The organism is Motiliproteus sp. MSK22-1 (assembly GCF_001968815.1).
In the GTDB taxonomy this organism is placed as follows: Bacteria; Pseudomonadota; Gammaproteobacteria; order Pseudomonadales; family Balneatricaceae; genus Motiliproteus.
This window is the reverse complement of sequence record NZ_MIEQ01000069.1, coordinates 1-2,376: the sequence shown is the minus strand read 5'-3', so window position 1 is coordinate 2,376 and position 2,376 is coordinate 1. Positions and strand designations below refer to the sequence as shown.

Here is a 2,376-nt window from a genome sequence, read left to right as displayed (position 1 = left end):
TTCACCCGTAAGGGTTAACAGGGAGACATCAATATCGTTAGCGGCCCCGCTCAGTTGCAAGAAACCGGTTCCGGTGACTGCCAGGGTACCGGTGACAAAGTCATAGGTGGCGCTGGTAATCACTGGAGCTGCAACGTTGGAGACGGTGACTCCGTTACCCGTGGTATCTGCCACATTGGCAGCAGAATCGGCCCCGGCCGCCCAGTCTTCAGCCGCCGCCAGGTTATAAGTGGTGGCACTGGTGGAACTGGTTCCGTTCTTATTGAGTATCTGATTGACCGCTCCTTGGTCGGTAGCGGACAGGGTGACAGTAAAGGCGGTGCTGGAGGTGATTTCCACATCGCTGGAATTGGTCAGGGTATAGGTACTGCCCCCTTCGCCGGTCAACGTCAGCATGGACACATCAATATCGTTATTGGCGCCATTCTTTTTAAACAGATTGGTTCCGGTGACCACCAGAGTGCCGGCGCTGGCATCATAGGTGGAAGAGGTTACCGTTGGTGTTGCTACATTGGAGACGGTAACGGCGTTACCTGTCAGGTCAGCTATTACGCTGCTGGCAGGAGCGCCGGTTATCCAGTCTTCGGCGGCAGCGATATTGTAGGCAGTAGCATCGCCGGAAAGGTTGCCATCTTTATGCAGCAGTCCCTGCACATTCAGTTGATCGCTTGCCGACAGAGACAGAGTGGCGCCGGTATCAGAGCTGATCTCAACATCCGCGGTATCTGTTAGCGTGTAAGTGGCTCCACCGGCTCCAGTAATAGTCAGCAGGGAGGCGTCCAGATCGTTGCTTGCCCCGGCAAGGGGTACCAGATTGGTGCCGGTTAACACCAACTGGCCGGTGCTCCAATCATAGGCGGCCGAGGTGAGCATCGGTACGGCGTAGTTGGAAACGGTGATGCCGTTGCCGGTGGTATCGGCAGAATCACCGATGCTGGTGGCGGTAATAAAGTCATCGGCAGCGGCGAGGTTATAGGTTGTACCACCGGCGGCCACTGTCCCGTCCTGGTTGAGCAACGTCTCCACATTGAAGAGGTCGGTCCCCGATAGGGTGAAGGAGAACGTGGTGGCGTTGGTAATCTCTACATCGGTTGCTGTGGTCAGGGTGTAACTGGCGCCGCCTTCGCCGGTAATCGTGAGATCGGACAGGTCCACATCATTAGTGGCTCCGGCGTTGGCTACGAAGTTGGTGCCGGTCACCGTCATCTGGTTGCTGTTAAAGTCGTATACCGACGAGGTGATGGTGGGCATTGCAACAACGTTGACGGTTGAGGCGACTGCCAATGCAGCAGTATCGTCACCGCCATTGGCGGTGCCACCACTGTCCTGCAGGCTGGTGAGGGTAATCACCCGGTTGCCGCTGGTGGGCGTTGGGCTGTTGTTCTGATAGCTGGCATTGTCGATCAGGGTCTGAGTTGTCGCGCTGGACAGGGTTCCTCCGGACAGCGACAGGGTGGCGGTGGTGCCGACCACACTAACACTGTAGCTGAGGCTGTTACCGGCGGTGCTGCCGCTGGTGCCGTGGGTCAGCACAATGGCGGTGCCGTCCAGGTTCAGCACTTCATCAGTGCCATCATTGACATTGGTAACCGTGAGGGTGAGAGCGCTAAGGGTCTGCCCGGCCTCGACGGTACTGATACTGGTACCGTTGAACAGGCTGGCGGCAGCGCCTCCTTCGGTAAAGGTGGGGTTGCTGCCATTGGCGGTCAGGGTCGGCTCGTCATTGGTTTGGACAACGGTCACTGTCGACGCAACTGCCAGTGACCCGGTGTTGTCACCACCATTAGCGGTGCCGCCTGGATACTGGTGAGGGTGACCACCCGGTTACTGGTCGAGGGGGCGTTACTGTTGTTCTGATAGCTGGCGTTGTCGATCATCGTTTGCATGGCGGCGGTGGAGAGATTACCACCAGTCATCGTGACCGTGGCGGTGGTACCGATGACCATGACACTGTAGTTGAGACTGTTGCCAGCGGTGGAGCCGTTAGTGCCGTGAGTCAGCACAATGGTGGTGCCGTCAATGTTGATTTGTTCATTACTGCCGTTGGTAACATTGGTGATGGTAAAGGAGAGACCGGTAATATTCTGCCCGCTCTCAATGGTATCTACACTGGTACCGCTGAACAGACTGGCGGCGGCACCACCCTCGGTGTAGGTGGGGTTGCTGGCGTTGGCAGTCATTGTCGGTTCGTCATTGACGCCAACAATAGTTACCGTCGAAGCGACTGCCAGCGAAGCGGTATCGTCGCCGCCGTTGGCCGTGCCGCCACTGTCCTGCAGGCTGGTTATAGTAATCACCCGGTTGCTGGTGGAGGGAGTGTTGCTGTTGTTCTGGTAGCTGACGTTATCCACCAGGGTCTGGGTGGCTGCAGTCGAG

General features: G+C 57.4%; 3 protein-coding genes. 1 reads left to right on the top strand and 2 read right to left on the bottom strand.

The features are described from left to right. A partial coding sequence (locus tag BGP75_RS19360; RefSeq protein ID WP_198939411.1) for a hypothetical protein occupies nucleotides 1-1,350 on the bottom strand: 1,350 nt, incomplete at its 3' end. A 171-nt stretch (nucleotides 1,351-1,521) separates the two neighbouring features. On the opposite strand from BGP75_RS19360, the gene BGP75_RS26850 reads away from it, so the two are divergent. Further along, nucleotides 1,522-1,764 (top strand): hypothetical protein, encoded by a 243-nt coding sequence (locus tag BGP75_RS26850; protein WP_143821119.1) that lies wholly within the window; start codon nucleotides 1,522-1,524, stop codon nucleotides 1,762-1,764. Here BGP75_RS26850 and BGP75_RS27095 read toward each other — a convergent pair. Next, nucleotides 1,740-2,376 (bottom strand): hypothetical protein (locus tag BGP75_RS27095; protein WP_198939410.1); only part of this gene is annotated, 637 nt, incomplete at its 5' end. The two genes, BGP75_RS26850 and BGP75_RS27095, sit on opposite strands and share 25 nt — an antisense overlap.